Source organism: Halomonas sp. LES1, assembly GCF_031846005.1.
In the GTDB taxonomy this organism is placed as follows: Bacteria; Pseudomonadota; Gammaproteobacteria; order Pseudomonadales; family Halomonadaceae; genus Halomonas.
In genome coordinates this window covers 484,608-504,106 of sequence record NZ_JAVRGC010000001.1, presented here as the reverse complement: position 1 = coordinate 504,106, position 19,499 = coordinate 484,608, and the positions used below count along the sequence as shown (strand labels likewise).

Annotated in this window: 20 protein-coding genes; 16 read left to right on the top strand and 4 right to left on the bottom strand. The window is 59.7% G+C overall.

From position 1 onward, the window contains the following. The first annotated feature begins 126 nt into the window (after window positions 1–126). The 9 genes from RM463_RS02460 to RM463_RS02420 all read left to right on the top strand — a co-directional run bounded on the left by RM463_RS02460 (window position 127) and on the right by RM463_RS02420 (window position 9,050). Window positions 127–1,956, top strand: coding sequence for an ABC transporter ATP-binding protein (locus RM463_RS02460; RefSeq protein ID WP_195688260.1), 1,830 nt, complete (start codon window positions 127–129; stop codon window positions 1,954–1,956). A gap of 10 nt (window positions 1,957–1,966) precedes the next feature. Further along, window positions 1,967–2,737, top strand: coding sequence for a hypothetical protein (locus RM463_RS02455; protein ID WP_195688259.1), 771 nt, complete (start codon window positions 1,967–1,969; stop codon window positions 2,735–2,737). A 164-nt stretch (window positions 2,738–2,901) separates the two neighbouring features. Beyond that, window positions 2,902–3,924: an NAD-dependent epimerase gene (locus tag RM463_RS02450; RefSeq protein ID WP_195688258.1), complete on the top strand. Its 1,023-nt coding sequence runs from the start codon at window positions 2,902–2,904 to the stop codon at window positions 3,922–3,924. 433 nt (window positions 3,925–4,357) lie between these two features. Then, on the top strand, window positions 4,358–5,062 hold the full coding sequence (locus RM463_RS02445) for a LuxR C-terminal-related transcriptional regulator (protein ID WP_195688257.1): 705 nt from the start codon (window positions 4,358–4,360) through the stop codon (window positions 5,060–5,062). Further along, window positions 5,041–5,559, top strand: coding sequence for a CsgE family curli-type amyloid fiber assembly protein (locus RM463_RS02440; protein ID WP_195688256.1), 519 nt, complete (start codon window positions 5,041–5,043; stop codon window positions 5,557–5,559). Before RM463_RS02445 ends, RM463_RS02440 begins: the two co-directional genes overlap by 22 nt. 19 nt (window positions 5,560–5,578) lie before the next feature. Beyond that, on the top strand, window positions 5,579–6,022 hold the full coding sequence (locus RM463_RS02435) for a curli assembly protein CsgF (protein WP_229332988.1): 444 nt from the start codon (window positions 5,579–5,581) through the stop codon (window positions 6,020–6,022). A gap of 34 nt (window positions 6,023–6,056) precedes the next feature. Beyond that, window positions 6,057–6,893, top strand: a complete 837-nt coding sequence (locus RM463_RS02430; protein ID WP_195688255.1) for a CsgG/HfaB family protein — start codon at window positions 6,057–6,059, stop codon at window positions 6,891–6,893. Between the two features lie 395 nt (window positions 6,894–7,288). Beyond that, window positions 7,289–7,783 (top strand): hypothetical protein, encoded by a 495-nt coding sequence (locus RM463_RS02425; protein WP_195688254.1) that lies wholly within the window; start codon window positions 7,289–7,291, stop codon window positions 7,781–7,783. 118 nt (window positions 7,784–7,901) lie between these two features. Beyond that, entirely contained in the window at window positions 7,902–9,050 is a 1,149-nt protein-coding gene (locus RM463_RS02420) for a hypothetical protein (RefSeq protein WP_195688253.1), read from the top strand. Window positions 9,051–9,180: 130 nt separating this feature from the next. Here the strand turns inward: RM463_RS02420 and RM463_RS02415 are convergent, their stop codons facing one another. Continuing rightward, the gene (locus RM463_RS02415) at window positions 9,181–9,552 is read right to left on the bottom strand and encodes a hypothetical protein (protein WP_195688252.1); all 372 of its coding nucleotides are present in this window, start codon (window positions 9,550–9,552) and stop codon (window positions 9,181–9,183) included. A 69-nt stretch (window positions 9,553–9,621) separates the two neighbouring features. Next, complete coding sequence (locus tag RM463_RS02410; RefSeq protein ID WP_311428840.1) at window positions 9,622–10,842, bottom strand: DegT/DnrJ/EryC1/StrS aminotransferase family protein; 1,221 nt, start codon at window positions 10,840–10,842, stop codon at window positions 9,622–9,624. Window positions 10,843–11,209: 367 nt separating this feature from the next. Between RM463_RS02410 and RM463_RS02405 the strand changes: the two genes are divergently transcribed. The 7 genes from RM463_RS02405 (at window position 11,210) to RM463_RS02375 (ending at window position 18,043) form a co-directional block, all read left to right on the top strand. Beyond that, entirely contained in the window at window positions 11,210–11,800 is a 591-nt protein-coding gene (locus RM463_RS02405) for a GNAT family N-acetyltransferase (RefSeq protein ID WP_311428839.1), read from the top strand. A gap of 204 nt (window positions 11,801–12,004) precedes the next feature. After that, window positions 12,005–13,291, top strand: a complete 1,287-nt coding sequence (locus RM463_RS02400; protein ID WP_311428838.1) for an alanine racemase — start codon at window positions 12,005–12,007, stop codon at window positions 13,289–13,291. Further along, window positions 13,263–14,351 (top strand): ATP-grasp domain-containing protein, encoded by a 1,089-nt coding sequence (locus RM463_RS02395; protein WP_311428837.1) that lies wholly within the window; start codon window positions 13,263–13,265, stop codon window positions 14,349–14,351. The genes RM463_RS02400 and RM463_RS02395 overlap by 29 nt, the downstream gene beginning before the upstream one ends. 37 nt (window positions 14,352–14,388) lie before the next feature. Further along, the gene (locus RM463_RS02390) at window positions 14,389–15,606 is read left to right on the top strand and encodes an O-antigen ligase family protein (RefSeq protein ID WP_311428836.1); all 1,218 of its coding nucleotides are present in this window, start codon (window positions 14,389–14,391) and stop codon (window positions 15,604–15,606) included. A gap of 256 nt (window positions 15,607–15,862) precedes the next feature. Further along, window positions 15,863–16,726: a phytanoyl-CoA dioxygenase family protein gene (locus RM463_RS02385; protein WP_311428835.1), complete on the top strand. Its 864-nt coding sequence runs from the start codon at window positions 15,863–15,865 to the stop codon at window positions 16,724–16,726. 64 nt (window positions 16,727–16,790) lie between these two features. Further along, window positions 16,791–17,432, top strand: coding sequence for a formyltransferase family protein (locus tag RM463_RS02380; protein ID WP_311428834.1), 642 nt, complete (start codon window positions 16,791–16,793; stop codon window positions 17,430–17,432). Next, window positions 17,429–18,043 (top strand): sugar transferase, encoded by a 615-nt coding sequence (locus RM463_RS02375; RefSeq protein ID WP_311428833.1) that lies wholly within the window; start codon window positions 17,429–17,431, stop codon window positions 18,041–18,043. Before RM463_RS02380 ends, RM463_RS02375 begins: the two co-directional genes overlap by 4 nt. Before the next feature lie 32 nt (window positions 18,044–18,075). On the opposite strand, the gene RM463_RS02370 is transcribed toward RM463_RS02375, so the two are convergent. After that, window positions 18,076–18,507 (bottom strand): DUF488 family protein, encoded by a 432-nt coding sequence (locus RM463_RS02370; RefSeq protein ID WP_311428832.1) that lies wholly within the window; start codon window positions 18,505–18,507, stop codon window positions 18,076–18,078. Window positions 18,508–18,527: 20 nt separating this feature from the next. Continuing rightward, on the bottom strand, window positions 18,528–19,493 hold the full coding sequence (locus RM463_RS02365; protein ID WP_311428831.1) for a PA2778 family cysteine peptidase: 966 nt from the start codon (window positions 19,491–19,493) through the stop codon (window positions 18,528–18,530). Window positions 19,494–19,499: the final 6 nt, after the last annotated feature.

Below are 19,499 nucleotides of genomic sequence, written 5' to 3'. Positions count from 1 at the left end.
ACCTACCTCGCGGACCTTGCTCCTCGCACCTGGTACTACCTATTTCATACTTGCCTAACAGATACAAAATGTCACATTAATAGGGCTGGCCGCGCAGACGCGGCGTCGATGATTTTGTGAGGCCCTATGTTCGCCAATCTCCGTGCCTTGTTAGGCTTGCTTACCCGCGAGCAACGCCGGCGCTTGCTGCGCCTCCAGGGGTTGGTGGTGCTGATGGCCTTCGCCGAGGTGGGTGGGGTGCTCGCCATCGGCCCCTTTATGGCCCTGGTGGGCGACATGAGCCGGCTGCAGGGCGATGCCCTGCTCGCCCAGATCTATGCGGCGAGTGGTATCGGCGAACCGCGCGATTTCCTGTTCTGGATGGGAGTGGGGGTGCTGGTGGCGTTAGCGCTCTCTGCGGCCATCTCGGTGGTCGCCGTATGGCGTCTGACGATTTACGGTCAGCAACTCGGTGCCGAGCTGAGCGTACGGTTGTATCGCCACTATATGGCGCAGCCCTGGCTGTTTCACGCCGAAGGAAGCAGCACTCGCTTGGTCAGCAATATTGCTCAGGAGACCCAGCGCATCACCGATACCCTGATCTCGCCGCTGATGCGCATGAACGCCAAGGCGGCCACCGCCATCTGCATGGTGATCGCCCTGGTGCTGTTCAACCCGATGGTGGCGCTGATTGGCCTGGCGGTGTTCGCCTTCTGCTTCGTGGGCCTCTATGGCACGGTGCGGGCGCGCTTGGCCGCTAATGGTCGTGCCGTGTCGCGCAGCCAGGTGGCACGCTATCAGCTGATGGCGGAAGGCTTCGGGGGTATCAAGGACACTCTGTTGTTGGGGCGCCAGGCGATGTTCAATCAGCGCTTCGAAACAGCCAGCCGTCGCTATGGCCGCGCCCAGGGGGTGACCAAGGCACTCGCTCAGGTTCCACGTTACCTGGTTGAGCTCGTCGCCTTCGGCACCGTGATCTTCCTGGTGCTCTATCTGCTTGCCGCCCATGAGGGCAACCTTGGCACCATTCTGCCGTTGCTCTCGGTCTATGCTCTGGCCGGCTTCAAGCTGCTGCCGGCATTCCAGCAGATCTACGGCAGCGTGGCCCTGATGCGCGGTAATATCGCCGCCTTCGAGGCGGTACATCAGGATCTCAAGGACAGCCGCGGCAAAGAGGAGGTCAGCCTCAAGGCATCGTCTGTTACCAGGCCGACCACGTCAACACCTGCGCACGTCAAGTTGGTGCCGCGAGACTCGGTGGCTCTCAGCGGGGTGACATTTTTCTATCCTGGCAAGGAGCAGCCGGCGCTGGATGATGTCTCGCTGGTGATACCGGCTCAGCAAGTGATCGGGTTGGTGGGACCTTCCGGCTCCGGCAAATCCACCGCCATCGACTTGCTGCTGGGACTGATCAGTCCCCAGCGGGGAGAGCTCAGGGTCGATGGCCAGCCGCTGACGGGGCCACGCAAGCGTGCTTGGCAGAACGCGGTGGGCTTCGTGTCCCAGGCAATCTTCCTGGCCGATGCCAGCATCCGAGAGAACATCGCCTTCGGCCTGCCGTGCGAGGAAATCGATGATGAGCGGGTGCGCCACGCCGCCCAAATGGCTCATCTCGACGAGTTGCTTGAACAGTTGCCTGCAGGGCTCGATACGCGGGTCGGCGAGCGCGGCACCCAGCTCTCCGGGGGGCAGCGTCAGCGTATCGGGATAGCCCGAGCACTCTACGACGATGCCGAAGTCCTTATTCTCGATGAGGCCACCAGTGCCCTGGATGGCATCACCGAACGCCAGGTGATGCAGGCGATCCATGGTTTTGCCAGCAGCAAGACCATCATCATGATCGCCCATCGGTTGAGCACGGTGCGCCGTTGCGACGTGATCTACCTGATGCAGAAAGGGAAAGTGGTCGACCAGGGGAGTTACGACGAGTTAGTTGAGCGCAACCCCACCTTCCAGCGCATGGCCGCGCACTCCTAAGGATGTCGTCATGCTAAAACATTTGCTCAAGTCTACCCTGAGTCGTAGTGGATTTGCGTTAATGCGCACGCCGCCGCTTCCCCGCGGCGCACCGAGTGCCACCCATGGCCAGCGGGTGGAGATGATTGCGCCCTCCGGAGCGGGCAAGACCACCCTCTATCGTCAACTGGCGTTCCACAACGAGTGGATGCGTGCCGAGCGCATACTAATTGGCCGCGATGCCTTCCCGGAGCTACCCGGCGGCCATGTGGGGGAGCTCTACGCAAGACTCTTGTTCGGAAGCCTTCAGGCGCTGGAGAGGTTGCCGTTAACCCCCAGCCACAAGCTACGCCTGGTGGACTACATCACCACCACGCTGCGTCACGATATTGCCTGGCGCAGTCGCCACTATCCGCGTGGCATGGTCAGCGAGGAAGGCATCTGCCATAACTTCTCCGCCCAACTGGCAGCCCTGGCGGCCGAGGATCCAGAACCGCCAGGGCTCGCAGGACTACTTGCCGGCCGTTCACTGATACGGCTCGAGACAAGTGTCGAGCGGGTCATGGCGCAGCTGGCCAGTCGCCACAGACAGCGCCCCGGTGGCGGCAACGACTGGCTCGGCTATCTTGGCGAAGAGGCGGCCCTGGCCCACGTCGAGCAAGAGTTGGCCTGGGGCCTGGCCGTCTGCCGACTCTTCGAGCGGCACGCGCGACCGGTACTAATGCTCAAGGCCGAGGATGACCTGGCTACTCATCAACATCGAATTAACGCCTTCCTTGCCCGTCTGGCAGAAGGCGCCTAGCCGTGACACGACGCCTTGGCCCTTAGCGCCTTTGATCGCTTGAGTTCAGGGTTTCCAGCGAGCCTAGTGTCAGCAGCGAAGAACGGCATGAGGCCGGCCATTGCGACCCGAACATTGACCCATGAGGTCACCGTGCCCACCTGGACCAATAACAAGGAGTTGTCATGAAGGTTCTCGTCACCGGCAATGCCGGCTTTATCGGTTTCCACACCGCCAAGCGTCTGCTCGAGCGCGGCGACAGCGTAATCGGCTTCGATGAGGTCAACGACTATTACGATCCGACGATTAAGGAGGCGCGGCTCGAGATTTTGAATGAGACTGCCTCACGTACTGGTGCCGAGTATGTGTTCGTGCGTGAGGACCTGGCCGATCAGGCGGCGGTCAACGCTGTGTTCGAGAGTCACAAACCCGAGCGGGTGATCCATCTGGCCGCTCAGGCGGGGGTGCGTTACTCGCTGGAGAACCCCCATGCCTATGTGCACAGCAATATAGTGGCGTTCACCAATATCCTGGAGGCCTGCCGTCATCACCCAGTTAAGCATCTCACCTATGCCAGTACCAGCAGCGTCTATGGTGCCAACACCAGCATGCCGTTCTCGGAGCACGAGGGCGTCAACCATCCGCTGCAGTTCTACGCCGCTACCAAGAAGGCCAATGAGCTGATGGCGCATAGCTACAGCCACCTGTTCGACTTGCCCACCACTGGTTTGCGCTTCTTCACTGTGTATGGCCCCTGGGGGCGCCCCGATATGGCGCTGTTTCTCTTCACCAGGAAGACCCTGGCCGGCGAGTCGATTCCGGTATTCAACCATGGCCAACACACCCGAGACTTCACCTACATTGATGACATCGTGGAAGGGGTGATCCGTGCCAGCGATGATATCGCCGCGCCCAATCCCGAGTGGAACAGCGATGCACCTGACCCGGCCTCCAGCAACGCGCCGTATCGCATCTTCAATATCGGTAACAACAACCCGGTCAAGCTCTCCGCCTATATCGAGGCGATCGAGCAGGCTTTAGGCAAGGAGGCGATCAAGGAGTTGCTCCCTCTGCAGCCCGGCGACGTACCGGATACCTTCGCCGACTCCAGCGAGCTGGAGAAGGCGGTGGGCTACAAGCCTTCTACCACGGTGACGGAAGGGGTGGCGAACTTCGTGGCCTGGTATCGGGATTTTTATCGGGTCTGAGGAACGAGAGCCTCGAGCCGCGTGCCCTCTACATCCGTACCACTAAGGACAAAGCCTGCATAGACTATCGATAACGCTCGCGTCACCGGCCTGGACTATGTGGGGCTGCCGTTTAGGCAGCCCCCTTTCATCACTTCGACTAACGTCCAAGCACGGCCCTGTGCCGGGCTTTGGCGGTTACGGCTGGCTGAAACATAAACATGAATAATACTAATTTTAAAAACATATTGAATTTATTTGGGTCATCGAAAAGCCCACTAAATGCCTGATTAGCTGTCTAATTCGAAGGCATTAATGCTAGAGATACGTTGGTGACCATCGAATACACAAGTTAACAATATTTTACGTTTCTTAGTGAGTAGGCCATACTTACCTCCAGCTGTACTCCCTAACAACAACGCATACAGACACAACTCGTCATGAGGAGGAAAGCATGAGCCAACGGAATGGGGGGGTGGCGTTTGTCACGGAGCAGAATCCGCAATCGTCATTATTCATCGACTACATCAATGACCACGTCGACTGCACTGTCACGTTGCTTTCGCCCGCCGATGCTCCTTCCAGCGTTGCTGAGGAGACCTCAGTGGTGCTGCTGGATCATGATCATGTCGATGACGCCCTGCTGCAGGCGTGGCAGGAGGAGGCGTCGAGTCGTGGTCATCGACTGTGCATCGCGGCACTGAATCTGAAAGATGGTGATGAGGCAGCCGAGGTACTCTCCTATGCACATCTGTCGGGCGTGTTCTATCGCACGGATTCGCTGGACATGATCTGCAAGGGAATCGGTCGGCTGCTGGAAGGGCATCTCTGGATGTCACGCTCGTTGATGTCGCACCTGATCGAGTTCTTCCGCAAGCAGTCCATCAACTCTTACCGGCCGGCCTGTGGCCTGACCCAGCGTGAGCTGGAGATCATCGGGCTGCTCGGCTCCGGTGCCTCCAATATGCAGATCGCCGATCGCCTGTTCGTCAGCGAGCACACGGTGAAGTCGCACCTCTACAACATCTTCAAGAAGATCGATGTGCACAACCGTACCCAGGCGGTCAACTGGGCACGCCAGAATCTGGGCGCCCCCCCTCCGCTGTTTCATTTCGACCAACGCAAGGGAGCCAAGAGATGCAACCACAGTACGCCTTAGTCGCGGGTTGTGTGCTGCTCCTTTCGCTGATCTGGGGAGGGAGCCGCCCGGCGCAGGCTCAGGTGGCGCCCGATGAGCCGGCGATGACGATCGAGGAGTCGGAGGAGACCATCGAGACGCCCGGGCAGGCCGAGGAAGAGCTGGAGCGCCAGTTCAGCCTGCAGGAGCCGGGGATCTCGGGCCTGGTGATCGACCGCACCGTGACCATGACCGGCCGCACCTTCTATCGGCAGTTCAGCCAGCTGAGCCTGGAGCGCCCGGTGTTGAACAACGTGGTGCTGACGGTGCATGAGCGACCTTCGGCGCGTTGGGGCAGCCAGGTCTGGATCACCCGGGACAATAACCGTGTGGTCTATCAGGCCACCATGTCGCCCCGTCTCAGCGATATCGACGGGTATGTGCAGGCGGCGGTGGAGCAGGTGGAGAATCTGGTGATTCGGCAGACGCTGACGGAAGCCCTGGCCGATGACCCCGATCTGGCAGATGAAGAACTCTAGTGCATCGAGGAGAACGACAATGAAACGCACAAAGCAGCGGATGACGGCAAGAGTGGCGGCAGGGGTAGTGACGACGAGCCTGTTGCTGGGGAGTGGTTTCGCCTGGGCGGGCCAGCTGGTGTATGAGCCCATCAACCCGTCATTCGGGGGCAGCCCTCTCAACGGCAGCTATCTCTTCAACAAGGCGCAGTCCCAGGATGACAACAAGGATCCCGATGCGCCGGATTTCGGCAACCTGTCGGAGACCGATCTGTTCCTGCAGGACCTTAGGGCCGGGGTGGTCAACGATGCCATCAATGATGCCAAGGAAGGGGAGGCGGGGCGCACCAGTGTGATCGAGAGCTCGACGCTGCGAGTGCGGATTCGCAGCCTGGGGAATGGGGGTTTCGTGATGAATATCGTCGACCGGCGCACCGGCGAAGAGACGACGGTCAACTTTGGCCAGCCGTCGGGCCAGTTCTGAGCGGATACACGGACAGGGACAAGGGAGCAGAATAATGAAACTCATCACGACACTGGTTACCGCGGGCATGTTGACCCTGAGTGGGTGCGCCAGCCAGGTGACATCCTACGACCACCTGGAGGGGGCACCCGCCACCCTGACGCCGCGGACAGCGACCTACGATGATCTCAAGAGCCTGCCGGCACCCAGCTCGCGGATTCTGGCGGCGGTATACGACTTCCGCGACCAGACGGGGCAGTATCGTCCCCAGCCGGCGAGTACCTTCTCCACCGCCGTGACCCAGGGCGGCGCCGCCATGCTCAGCTCGGCGCTGGCCGAGTCCGGCTGGTTCATTCCTCTCGAGCGTGTGGGGCTGCAGAACCTGCTGACCGAGCGGCGCATCATACGTGCCAACCTCGAACGCATGGGCCGGGAGAATGAGCTCTCGTCGCTGAATGCCGCGCGGGTACTGCTCGAGGGGGGGATCATCGCCTACGACTCCAACATGAAGACCGGCGGTATCGGTGCCGAGTATTTCGGCATCGGCGCCTCGGGGGAGTATCAGGTCGACCAGGTCACGATCAACCTGCGTGCGGTGGATATCGCCACGGGGGAGGTGCTGGGGAATGTCACCACCAGCAAGACGATCTACTCCCACGAGCTGCGGGCCGGGGTCTATCGCTTCGTCAGCTTCCAGCGTCTGCTCGAGGCCGAGGCGGGCTTTACGCATAACGAACCGGTCCAGATGGCGGTGATGTCGGCGGTCGAGTCGGCGGTGATCCATCTGATTACCCAGGGGGTCGATCGCGGGCTGTGGAGCCTGGCGAATCCTGAAGATGCCGACCATGAGGTGTTGGCGGCTTACCGTGACGAAACCGTGCCAATGCTCTGATCTTTCCGAGCGGAAATTGTCGAGGAGCGGTAGTTGTCAAGGAGTCTGTCGCTGGCTGCCAATGCTTTTTCAGGCCCTGTCAGGTAACACCAAGTCTAGGTAGTAGTAGTATTAGGCTTCTTTTCTGAAGAAAAACCTCTGTTAAACGGGCGCCGCTTCCTGCGAGAAGCGGCGCCCGTTTCGTTTGATGATGCGAGCCATTTTCTCAGTATGAGAAAAGATGATCTAGCAAGGCCAAAATGATGAGTTATCTCGCCTTCAAAAATAATGAAATACGATGATTGCTGATGCGTTTCTTTATGTAAATACTTGTAAGCATCAAGGGCGGTATGAAACAACGCTCAAGAAACATCAGAAATGACACAACAATGATTACGAGGCGAGGCGAACTTCCTATGAAAACGTTAATGGCTCTTGGCTGTATCGCTTTCGCTACCGGGGTATCGATGACGCCGACCGCTGATGCCGGTGATCTGCACCTCGAGTCGGAGTTCGGGCAGGTGTCGCCGAGTTTTGTGGTCAATAACCTGGCCAGAACCGACCAGGACGGTATCAGTCATGAGGCCAATATCTTCCAGTCCGGTCAAGGGCAGGAGGCACTGATCGTACAGCGAGGTTACTACAACCTTGCCGAAATCGATCAGGTGGGGCAGCAGCATGACGCGGCGGTGCTGCAGGCTGGCGGATATCTCGAGGCGAGCATCGCACAATCGGGATATGGCCATGGGGCTACCATCGAGCAACGCGGTGTCGGCAAGCAAGCGTCCATTGTTCAGAGTGGTGTTCACGGCAGTGCGAGCATCATGCAAGTGGGATCCACGCGTCGAGCGCCTGTTGAGGTAATACAGCACTCGCGTGGTCAGGCAGCCATCCAGGTGATCCAGCATTGATAGATCAATATGGACATCTGGTGCTGTGGAGTCGACTGGGGTCAGCGACTTCATGTAACGACCTCCTGGTGAATGCCAACAATAGCTAAACCAGGGCACAATACGAAGGGGATCAATCATGAAAATGAAGATGACTTTACTTGCCGCCTCTATCGCCATGATCAGCAGCCATGCGATGGCCAGCGGTGGTAACGTTGCCAACACCTATCAAACGGGCTGGGGCAATGATGCGCTGGTCGCTCAGGATCGTGGCAACGGTAATCAGACCTCCAATATCACTCAGCTTGGCGATTACAATGATGCCGAGGTGCTCCAGACTGGCTCCTATCAGGAAGCAAGCATCCATCAGGAAGGTTGGAGCAATGACTCCTTCAGCTATCAGACAGGTCGGGGCAACGATGCCGAGGTGACCCAGAAGGGTTCCTACAATAACTCTAGTATCGAGCAGCGCGACCGCAACAATGATGCGACCGTTGAGCAGCATGGTGTTGGTCATAAATCCAGTGTCGATCAGCGTGGCTACCGTCAGGAAGCCAATGTTTATCAGACCAACTACTACAACGAATCCGAGGTCAATCAGAGCGGCAGTGATAACACCGCCAACGTCAATCAGACTGGGTCGTTCAACGACTCCACCGTTAGCCAGAGCAATGGTGCCTGGGGAATCTGGGGTGGTGACAACACGGCCAACGTGAATCAAACGGGGCTGGTGGGTGATTCCAGTGTCGAGCAGTCTGGTAAGAAGAACTACGCCGAGCTGAATCAGGGCGGTCTTCTTAACAGCGCCGATGTCAGTCAGACTGGCGCGTGGAACGACTCCATGATTAACCAGAGTGGCGTGCTTAACGGTGCCGAGGTCAGCCAGGCCGGCATGTCGAACACCTCCTATATTGATCAGGGTGGTGCCGGCAATGGGGCCGATGTCAGCCAGACTGGCTGGGCGAATACTTCCGATATCGACCAGAGTGGTGTCGGTGATATGGCCAGCGTCTCCCAGGATGGGGAATGGAACTACTCCTATGTGCATCAGGATGGGCTGCTCAACGACGCCGATGTTAGCCAGTCAGGCCTGGGTAACGTCTCGCTGGTCAGCCAGACCGGAGCCTTCGGCGATGCGAATGTGAGCCAGGCAGGCGTGGGTAACTTCTCCTACATCTCGCAGGCCAATGGCGCCTTCAACACGGCGACCCATACCCAGACTGGGGGAGGCAACTGGGCTGTCACCACTCAGAGTGGTTGGGGCAACAACGCTCTCGTGGTTCAGTAAGAGCTCCTGCCTCAAGAGCAGCACTGGCTCAAAAGGAATCTGCTCCAAAGCAACCGGCCTCCCAGGAGGCCGGTTTCATATTAATGGATGTTGCTATTGCTTCGGCTCGTGTTGCTATTGCTTCGCCTCGTTAGTTGACCGATACCTGAATGCGACTCCCCACACCCGATACGCGTGAGACGCTGCGATTACCTCGCTTGATAACCTCGATGGTCAAACTACCCGGGCTCTGCTGGGTCAGCTCCAGCCTGGCCTGTTCACCAGGGTAGGTCAGCTGAGTGGGGGCGGTGCCCTCCAGCCGGTGGGTCTGCGTATCGTCCTGCGATGACACGGTCAGGTTGCCATGGTAGCGGGTGCCTTCGCTGCCGCCGATATGGATTTGGATCATCTCTGGGCTAGGCTCCGGGTTCGAGAGTGAAGAGGAGTCGGCGTGGGCCGCAAGTGCCGGGGGTAGGAGCAGGGCGAGCGCCGGCAAGGCGTTCAACCAGCGGGTACGTAGCATGGCAGGGCTCCCTTGTGTCAGGGCAGGTTTGTTGATCTGGGACCTGCGTTTGTTAATCTGGTCCAGCGTTTAGAGGCTGGGGGTGCCGTTGGGAAGGTCTCGACGTTGGCAAGCCTCCCGCATCACGCTTTCCAGCACATCACAGGTTCTGTCGAGTTCAGCCGCCCCGAGAGTCGGGTGACACAGAAACATCAGGCTTGTATCGCCTAGTTCCCGGGCTACCGGCCGCCGCGTTGCGGGGTGCCAGCCGGGGTGATCGCCCCTGGGCCCGAAGGCCTTCTCGCGATAGACCTCCGAGCAGGAGCCGCTGAAGCAGGGCACCCCCTGACTGACGATGGCATGCAGGATGCGGTCTCGGTCCCATCCTGCCTTGAGGTGCTCAGGCTCGACGAAGAGATAGCACTTGTAGGCGGCGTGGTCGATATATGCAGGAATGTGCGGCACCCTGAGGCCGGGAAGCTCCTGGGCGGTGTTCCATATGCGCCGGGCATGGGCCTGGCGTGTGGCCTTCCATTCCGGCATTCGGCCAAGTTGAATGCGACCGATGGCGGCCTGCATCTCGGTGAGACGCCAGTTGGTGCCGATGCTTTCATGCAGCCAGCGAAACCCGGCTGGATGCTGGCGTTCGTAGACGGCTGACCAGCTCTTGCCATGATCCTTGTAGGCCCACATGCGCTGCCATAGTTCGCTGTTCTGGGTGGTGACCATGCCACCTTCACCGCCGGTGGTCATGATCTTGTCCTGGCAGAAGGACCATGCGGCGATATCTCCCAGGCTGCCCACGCGATTGCCGTGATAGCGGGCGCCATGGGCCTGGGCACAGTCTTCGATCAGGGCGAGGTGGTTGTCGTTTGCCAGTGCCCTGAGCTCATCCATCTCACAGGGCCAGCCCGCCAGATGCACGGCGATGATGGCCCGCGTTCTCGGCGTGATCAGGGGGGCGACCGTGGCGGCGGTAATGTTCTGGGAGTCGCGATCAATGTCGGCGAAGATGGGGCTGGCGCCGGCATTGACGATGCTCGAGGCCGAGGCCAGGAAGGTGCGGGAGGTGACGATCACCTCGTCGCCTGGGCCGATGTCGAGTGCCTTCAAGGCCAGGTCCAGCGCGTTGGTGCCGTTTGCGACGGCGATGGCATGCTGTACCCCCACGTAGCCGGCAAACTCCCTCTCGAATTGTCGACACTCCTGTCCGGTCCAATAGTTGACACGATTGGACATCAGCGCGCGTGTCACCGCGTCGGCTTCCTCCTGGGTATAGGAGGGCCAGGGGGGAAAGGGGCCGTCCAGCATGCTGTCATCTCCTGTCGGCGATCGCGATCGGCTGTGCCGCATCCTGAGCGTGACACGCTTCGCGATCCAATTTACAAAACTTACTATTGATACATAAGTTTACCGAATCCATCTCTCATTGAGTGTGATGATTTTTCTCATGCTCGGATTCTCCTCCGCCGAATCCAGTCAGTGATCTGACGTCGTTCGGCGCTTCGAGATCAGATGCCTCACCCTTTCAGGCGCTAACAGACCCCCCCTTACTCGTCCTGGCTGGACTGAGTGTGTCTGTTTCAAGTGACTAAATAATTCGTACGGCAGCGTTTCACGTAAAGTGTAACAATGAGTGACATTGATGGTCGAAATGTTACTTGGGCGGGAGCTGCCAATGAGCCTTCAGTTGATTCCGGCGAGTCGTACTCGTGGTGTTACCAAAAAGCGTGTTCGCGTCCGTGCCGGTTCATCATCGTGGAACACTAGAGTCCTGGCCCCCAGTGAACACAGCTTGTATGCCGATGAACTGCGGCGCTTGACCCATGAAGAGCAGGCGCGTCAGCAAGGGGAGCTGGTGCACGGTATCGATCTCGATGCCTATGTCACCAAGATTCTGGAGAAGGCCGATATCGCGGTGCTTATCGTCGATGGCCATTTGGCCGGCTTCTGCGCCTTCTATACCTATGATCCTGGCCGGCCGAGCGCTTTCATCACGCTCCTCTTGTTGGCATCCGAGGGGCGTCGCGGTGGCATGGCTCGGTCCCTGTTGGAGGCGACGGCAGCGTTGGCGGTGGCAAGGGGCTTCGACTGTTTAACCCTGCAAATTTCACACAGGGACTGGCCGGCGATTCGTTTCTACTTGCGTCAAGGCTTTCGTGAGTCGGGTCGATATGGTCGTGACCTGGAAATGTGTCTGGATCTTACAGGTGCTTTCTCTCTGGAGGCATGTCCAAGAAGATATTCGGCAAGCGGTGTGGGGCGGTGAAGAGGAAACTTGGTTCAAGGGTCGTCGGCTTCCGTATCAAGCCGGCGGTGAACCATGCACGCAGGCTGGGTAAGGAGTATGGATGCTCGCTATCGCCGCTGACGCGCCAGATGCTTGGTAATAACGCGCGGGTTCCGGTGAGTCTGAGTGGTATCGCCCGTCGGGCGAGCACTTTTACCGATACGGAGCGAGGATGATATGACGATGTGCGAGCATGCATTTCTGGACAAGATCGCACGAGAGGTCGGCGACAGCTTCTACCTCTTCGACGAAGCGGCCTTTCGGCGCAATTATCTCGGACTACGGGGTCGCCTACGGCAGCACTGGCCCGGCACCGATGTGGCCTATGCGCTCAAAGCGAACTATATGCCGGCCCTCGTGGCCTGCGTGGCGGATATGCAGGGTCAAGTGGAGGTGGTCTCTCGCTTTGAATATGACGTGGCGCGCCGCTTTCTGCTGGCCGAGCGAATCATCTACAACGGGCCGATCAAGCGTGAGGCTGATCTGCGGTTCGCCCTCGAGGCGGGTAGCCAGGTCAATCTGGACTCGTTCGCCGAGCTCGAGTCCCTTGCTCGGCTCGCCGGCGAGTTGCCACGGGTGAGAGTCGGGCTGCGCCTCAACTTCCCATCATCGCAGTTGATGAGCCGCTTCGGCTTCGATGTGGAAAACGGTGAACTCGACGAGGCCCTCACACATCTGGAGGCCCTGCCTGGGGTCGAGGTGGTGGCGCTGCACTGTCATGCGACATGTCGTGCGCTGGGGGTGGAGGATCCGGTGCGGCGTATCCGGCGGCTGTGCGAGGTGGCCAGTCGCCTGCTTCCGACCCACCCCATCGAGACGATCAATATCGGGGGAGGCTTGCTCGGTGAGATGCCGGCCAGTCTGCGTTCTCAGTTTTCCTTCCCGGTGCCCTCTCTGGAGGAGTATGCCGATGCCATCGGCGAGGCGTTCGTGCACCACCGGCCTTCGGCGGTAACACGATTGGTAGTCGAGCCGGGTGTCTCGTTGGTGGCCAATACCATGTGCCTGGCCGCCCGGGTGATGGAGGTGCGACAGCGTCGCGATGGCTGGCAGGCGCTGCTGGATACCAGCATCAACGCCGTGAATCCGACGCGTTCTAGCGTGGCTCCGCTACTTGAGGCCGTGAGCGCGAGCCGCGACGAGGCGAGCCAGCCGCAGTCTTTAAAGCTGGTGGGACACACCTGCATGGAGCATGACGTGATCTGTAAAGACTTCACGGCGGCTCTGCAGCCGGGGGACTTCGTGCTGGTCAAGAATCGCGGTGCCTACTCCCTGAACTATACCCCTCCCTTCATCGTGCCGGCCTGTGGGGTCGTCGATCTTGAGGGGCGCGTCCTCAAGCGTGCCGATGGGGAAGCGACCATTCTCGCCAGCTATATGCAGCAGCTTGATGTATCCCAGGCGTCTCAGCCGGCCTCAAATAACAAGGAAAATGCCGATCATGAACATACTTTTCACCTGTGCCGGTAGACGTAACTATCTGATCACCTATTTTCGTCATGCCTTGGGGGGTGCCGGTCAACTGGTAGCGGCCGACTGCTCCGACCAGGCCACGGCGCTGCGGGAGGCCGACGAGGCGGTTATCCTGCCGCGGGTCGATGCCCCGGACTATATCGACGAGCTGCTGGCACTGTGTGCGGAGAAGCAGATTGCTCTGCTGGTGCCCTTGAACGACCACGAGCTGCCGTTGCTGGCCCGTGAGCAGGCGCGCTTTTCCGCTATCGGTACCCGGGTGCTGGTCTCCTCTCTGGAGGTGGTCGAGCTCGCCGCCGACAAGCTGGCCACGGCAAGCTTCGCCGAACAGGTAGGACTGCTTGCCCCGAAGACCTATCACAGCCTTGAGGCCGCGCTGGTGGCCCTCGACTGCAACGAGATTCAGTTCCCCCTGATCATCAAGCCACGCTGGGGTAGCGCCTCGCTGGGGGTCGAATGGGTCGAGGATCGTGAAACGCTGGTGCTGGCCTGGCGCTGGAGCCAGCACCGTTTTCCGGCCCTGGGGCTGCGTCAGGACGCCGTTGACGGCAGTGGCCTGATCATTCAGTCCGCGCTGCCGGGGCAAGAGTATGGCCTCGATGTGGTCAACGATCTGTCGGGGCGCTATCGCGCGACCTTCGTCAAGCGCAAGCTGTCGATGCGGGCCGGGGAGACCGAACGCGCCACCACCGAGTCACACCCGGTGCTCGAGGCCGTGGGGGAGCGCCTGGGGCAGGCGCTGGGCCATATAGGCAATCTCGACTGCGATCTCTTTTACGATGGCCAGCGGGTCTATCTGCTGGAGCTCAATCCGCGCTTTGGCGGCGGCTATCCCTTCAGTGCCGAAGCGGGGGCTGATGTACCGGCGGCGCTGATCGCCTGGGCCCAGGGGCGGGAGCCCACCTCCCGCTGGTGTGAACTGTGTGCCGGGGTGAGCGTGGCAAAGTGCGACCGTCTGGTGCAGATGGCGCGAATCAATAGACAAGCTGAGGTGGTCTCCATGTCGGGTCCTGCGGAGGCGATGGAGATACCGGGCGTGTCTAGTGTCGGCCACTAGTATCAGCCGTTATCAGTCAGCCACCAAGGGAGCAAGGATGATGCGGGTCTGGACCGGTTTGGCTGTTTGGTCAGCGGGAGCGCTGGCGCTAACTTTCCCTGGCAGCTATCTGGCCTTCATCATTCTATTGAGCATGGCGATTCCGGTGTTCGGATGGTCATTAACCCGGTTATGGGATTATGCCCTGCCCATGGTGCTGCCGGTTGTCTGCGCCCTGTTCGCGTTCCTGTGGCTGTTGGGTAGTAGCTGGCACGGCGAGACGCTGCAGGCGTTCCAGCTGGTGTGGCCGACCATGCTGATGGCCCCCATGCTGATGGTGCTATTACGATTTCCCCCCGCCTCGGCGTGGTTTTGGGCCGGTGCATTGACCGGTGGGGTGGCGAGTGGTGTGTTCAGCCTGTGGCAGCGCGCTGTCTGGCATGAGGTGCGCTCCGAAGGGTCCGGGAGCCTGAACGCGATTCTCTATGGCAACTTCAGCCTGCTACTGGCGATGTTCTGCCTGGCCGGACTGGGGTGGGCCTGGGGCTATCGGCGCTCCTCACTCTGGGTAGTGGCGTTGCTGGTGGGAGCCGGTGGGGGCCTGCTGGGGTCGATCCTCTCGGGTACCCGAGGCGGCTGGGTGACGCTGCCGGTTCTGTTGGGAGTGTTGTGGTGGGTCTATGGCCGGGGCTTCAGCAGCTTCCAGGTGCTGACCTTGGCGTCGGGGGGGATATTGGCGCTTGCGTTAGTGGTCATGCTGCCCCAGACCGGTGTGCAGCAGCGAATCACCGGTGGCCTCGAGCATGCGACACGCTACCTGCAGGGCGAGCGGAGCGTGGAAACTGGTGCGCGGCTCGAGATATGGCGCGGTGCGATCATGTTGATTGCCGAACGGCCCGTGTATGGCTGGGGCTCGCGGGAGTCGCGACTGGAACTGGAGCGCCTGGGAGCCGACGGGCAGCTTGATCCGAGGGTGGCGGGTTACGTTCATTCGCACAGTGACCTTCTGGATGCCTGGGTGCGCCGTGGGTTGCTGGGGGTTCTGGCACTGTTGATGCTCTATATCGTACCGGTGGTGCTGTTCTGGTCAGGACTCGGTGATAGCAGTCCCAGGCGCCGCGCCCTGGCCACCTGCGCCGTGCTGTTGGTGGTGGGCAGCTTCGGCTTCGGTCTGAGCTATAGCTTCATGTTCTATCCCGTGGGGGTAACCCTCTACACGGGCTGGCTGTGCGTGCTATGGGGGCTCTACTGTAGCTCATCCCGAGAACCCTCCTGACTCCATGAGCTTCCAGCCTTTGCCGGTGAGGCCAATTCTTGGGCCTGGTGGGGTGCGAGACGACAGCAAGCCCCGTCACGTTCTCAGTGAACAACACGAGCAGCCGCCATGTAGCCCCCAAAACTTAGTACTTTAAGCATTATTGAATGAGAAAAATGGTGCAGGAAAGGTGTCGGTGCGGAGTGTAATATTATGTATGTGAAGAGTAATAACGTGCATCGGGTTGGCGTGAAAGATTAGACGACCACTTCTTTGCATGAGTATGGGAACGCCTTGGCTGTTGGCGCGTGATATTAATTTGGGTACTTCTGTAGCTGGGGTATTGAAAATGTATACCGGAATGGCGATGACAGAGTATGAGCACCAGATGAATGAAGCAGGATGGGTCATCTTCGAGAAGGCAGTGGACGATGATTTGGTCGCTGAAATGAAGGCTGACGTATTCAAGTGGATTGATATCTGTGAAAGCTACCAGGTCAAGCGTGGGTTGAATGATGCCGGTGATGGTACGGCGCATCAGACGGTCGGGGGCAATGATAGTCTCGACAGGTTCTATCACCTGCACCTCTTCCACGATTACATAGCACGCTACTTCGATGAAAAGCCCTACACCTTGTGCTGCAGTACTCCTACGGCAGGCTATGCACGCAAGCGCAATTACCTGCACAGCGTGCATCGTGACATCGGCACTTACATTCCTGGTTACAAGGCGCGCCTTAACATGATCGTGATGCTCGATGACTTTACCGTCGAGAATGGTGCTACCCAGATCCTGCCTGGTTCTCATCTCACGGAAAAGAAACCCACCGATGAGGAGTTCGAGGCCAATCTTGTGCCGGTCATCGGTCCTGCCGGTTCCGTGGTGTTCTTCAACTCCTATCTTTGGCACCGCGGTGGACAGAACAGGACTGAAGATACTCGTGTCGCCCTAACCAGCGGCTTCACCCGACCCTTCATTAAGCCGCAGATGGATTACGCACGCATGCTGGGAGAGGAGTATGGACGGAACCTATCGGCGCTGACTCGGCAGTTACTGGGCTACAACAGCCGGGTTCCGGTGAATCTAGACGAGTGGTATCAGCCCGATGTTGAACGCTTCTATCAGAAGGGCCAGGGTTGATGCCGGGCGCCTTGGCTGAGGCTCAAGCGCTTTAGAAATCACGAAATCTCCGGGTTGGTGTGACATGACGAAGAGCAAGAACATGGTGGTGCTGGCGTCTTCAGGCGGCAGTGTGCTTGATCAGGCACTCAAGGTGGAGGCCTGCAGGCAGCACATTGCCCTCGTGGTGTGCGACCGCGAGTGCGGTGCCGTAGAGGTCGCCCGACAACATGGGGTTGCCGTTGAGGTCTTGCCATGTCGCACCGGCAGGGAGTTCTCGGATGCCCTCTATGATTATTTCCTGGACCAGCCCGAGGTGGATCTCTTTATCTCTTCATATTCCAGGCTGCTCTCTGGACTGTTTCTGCAGAAATACCGAGGGCGCATCATCAATTTTCATCCCGCTATCCTGCCTGCCTGCCCCGGCCTGGATGGATTCGGCGATACGCTGAAAGCCAGCTGCAAGTTCATTGGGGCAACCGCCCACTTCGTGGATGAAGGTATGGATACCGGTAGCCCGATTCTCCAGGCGGCCAGGCCTCATGATCCTGAGCTTAGCGACGAGGAGAACCGCCAGAGGGTTTTCCAGCAGATGTGCCGAATGTTCGTTCAGGTCGTCGTCTGGTTTGCTGAGGGGCGCGTTGATCAGCTAGGTCGCGTTGCCGGGGCTCGTTACGAGCTGTCGGAGTTTTCTCCTAACCTCGACGAATGGGTGAAGCTGTCATGATAAAACGCACCTTCGATATTGCAATGGCCGCCATCTTGCTTCTGTTACTGAGCCCTATCATGCTCGTTGTAGCCTTGCTAATACGATTCGATATGGGCGGGGAGGTCTTTTTCCGTCAGTGGCGTCCAGGAAAGGACGAGATTCCCTTTCAGGTGATCAAGTTCAAAACCATGCGTGATGCAGTAGACGATCAGGGGCGCCCTCTGCCTGACGAAGAGCGTGTGACTCGTCTCGGACTTTGTATCCGTCGTGCAAGCCTCGATGAGCTTCCCCAGCTGTTCAATATCCTCAAAGGCGATATGTCTTTCGTGGGGCCACGCCCATTGCTGATGGAATATCTTCCTTACATCATAAACGACGAGCGGCGCCGCCACGAGGTTCGCCCCGGAGTGACCGGGCTGGCTCAGGTCAACGGACGACAGGATGTCAGCTGGGAGAAAAAGCTGAGACTGGATGTGGAATACGTTGAACAACAAACGTTTTGGCTAGATCTCAGAATTCTATGCGCCACCTTAGTGGTCGTTTTCAAGCGTGAGGGTATTCTCTACGCCGCTCCCCAGGGGAGGTTGGATGATTACCGTAAACGCCTGGGGCTTCGGCATGTGGCCTGACTACTCATTTCTCTCCTCCCCGCACGCACCTTCTATCCAAGATCTTCGAACAAATACCTGTAGCAGGGCGGCGAGCTGGGCTCCCTGTCCGCCGCATCCTCCTCCTGCAGGGCGAAGAGCAACCACTCCTTCAGTATCGGCAGCGGCGAGGCATCGAGATCACGTTCGGCGGTCAGCAGGGTGAGGGCCCCACGATAACGGACCTGGCGCATCAGCGGCAGCAGCCGTTCGGGGTGGTCGCGTAGCTCGCCGCGATAACGGACGGCGAACACGGTCGGGCTGACCTCTCCCTGCTGATACTGGCGCCTGAGCACCGGGCTCGGCGAGGCGTCACGGTACCAGTCGTCAAGCGCCAGTGCTTCCCGGGAACGCCCCCGGGGCCACAATCGATCCACCAGCACGCGGGCGCCGTCACCAGGCTCGGCGGGCTGGGCGATGCCCTTGATCTCGATGTGATAGCTCATTCGCTCTTCCTCCCTCCTCGTTACTCGCCAAAGCGCTCCAGGGCTTCGCGGCTGTGCGACTGCCAGCGCCCGGGGAGTGCCGCGGCGCGCGCCAGAGCCTCGAGGGCCGGCTCCCTGCGTCCGGCTGACTCCAGGGCGAGCCCCAGGTTAAGCCACGCCGGGGCATGCGATTCGTCCACCGCCGCGGCAGCGGTGAAGGCGTCGATGGCCCCCTCGAGATCGCCATCGGCATGGCGGGCATTGCCCAGACCGAAGTGGACCGTGGCGTTTGCCGGATAGCGCTTGGCGAGTGCCTCCCAGGCGGGGAGCGCCGCCTGACTGCCGTGCACCGCCTCGAAATCACCGATCGCCTGGAGGGCTGCCTCGGTGCCGATGGTGGTCGGCATCTCCCCGGGGGGAAGTGCCACGAAGGCCCAGCGATCGCTGCGTGCCCAGGTGGCATCGAAGCGCTTGAAGGACTCCTTTCGCCTGGCCTCCATGCCGCTGTGCAGGATCATCGTCTCCTCCTGCAAATCGTAGCCGATGGCCACGGCGTAGTGCCACAATGGCCAGGCGGGCAGGGAGAGATTCTGCATCACCACCACCGGATGACCGGCATCGAGTTCACGGAGCAGGGTCTCGAAGCGACCTTCAATGACGAAGGGGATTCGCCCCTGGCGGCGCACCGTGGCCAGCATCTCCGGCTGCACGCTACCCTCGCGGCCGGGGGTAAAGACCTGGGGTATCAGAGTGTCGACGTCGGTCGCCACACCGTCATGCTGCAGCACCATGGTCAGTGAGGCGGGCCCACACTGATAGTCGCGCTGGCCATGGAAGGGCACATCGTCGATCAGCACACGCGGGGCCACCTTGCTGCGGGTGGCGCTATCGAGCCGGGGCGTGGTCGCACAGCCGGCGAGCAATAAAAGCAGCAGCACCAACGCAAGAACGCCCGCGTGGCGGGCGTTCCTGTCGCGGGTCGGCTGCCGTTGAGGGCAGTCGATCATGCTGGC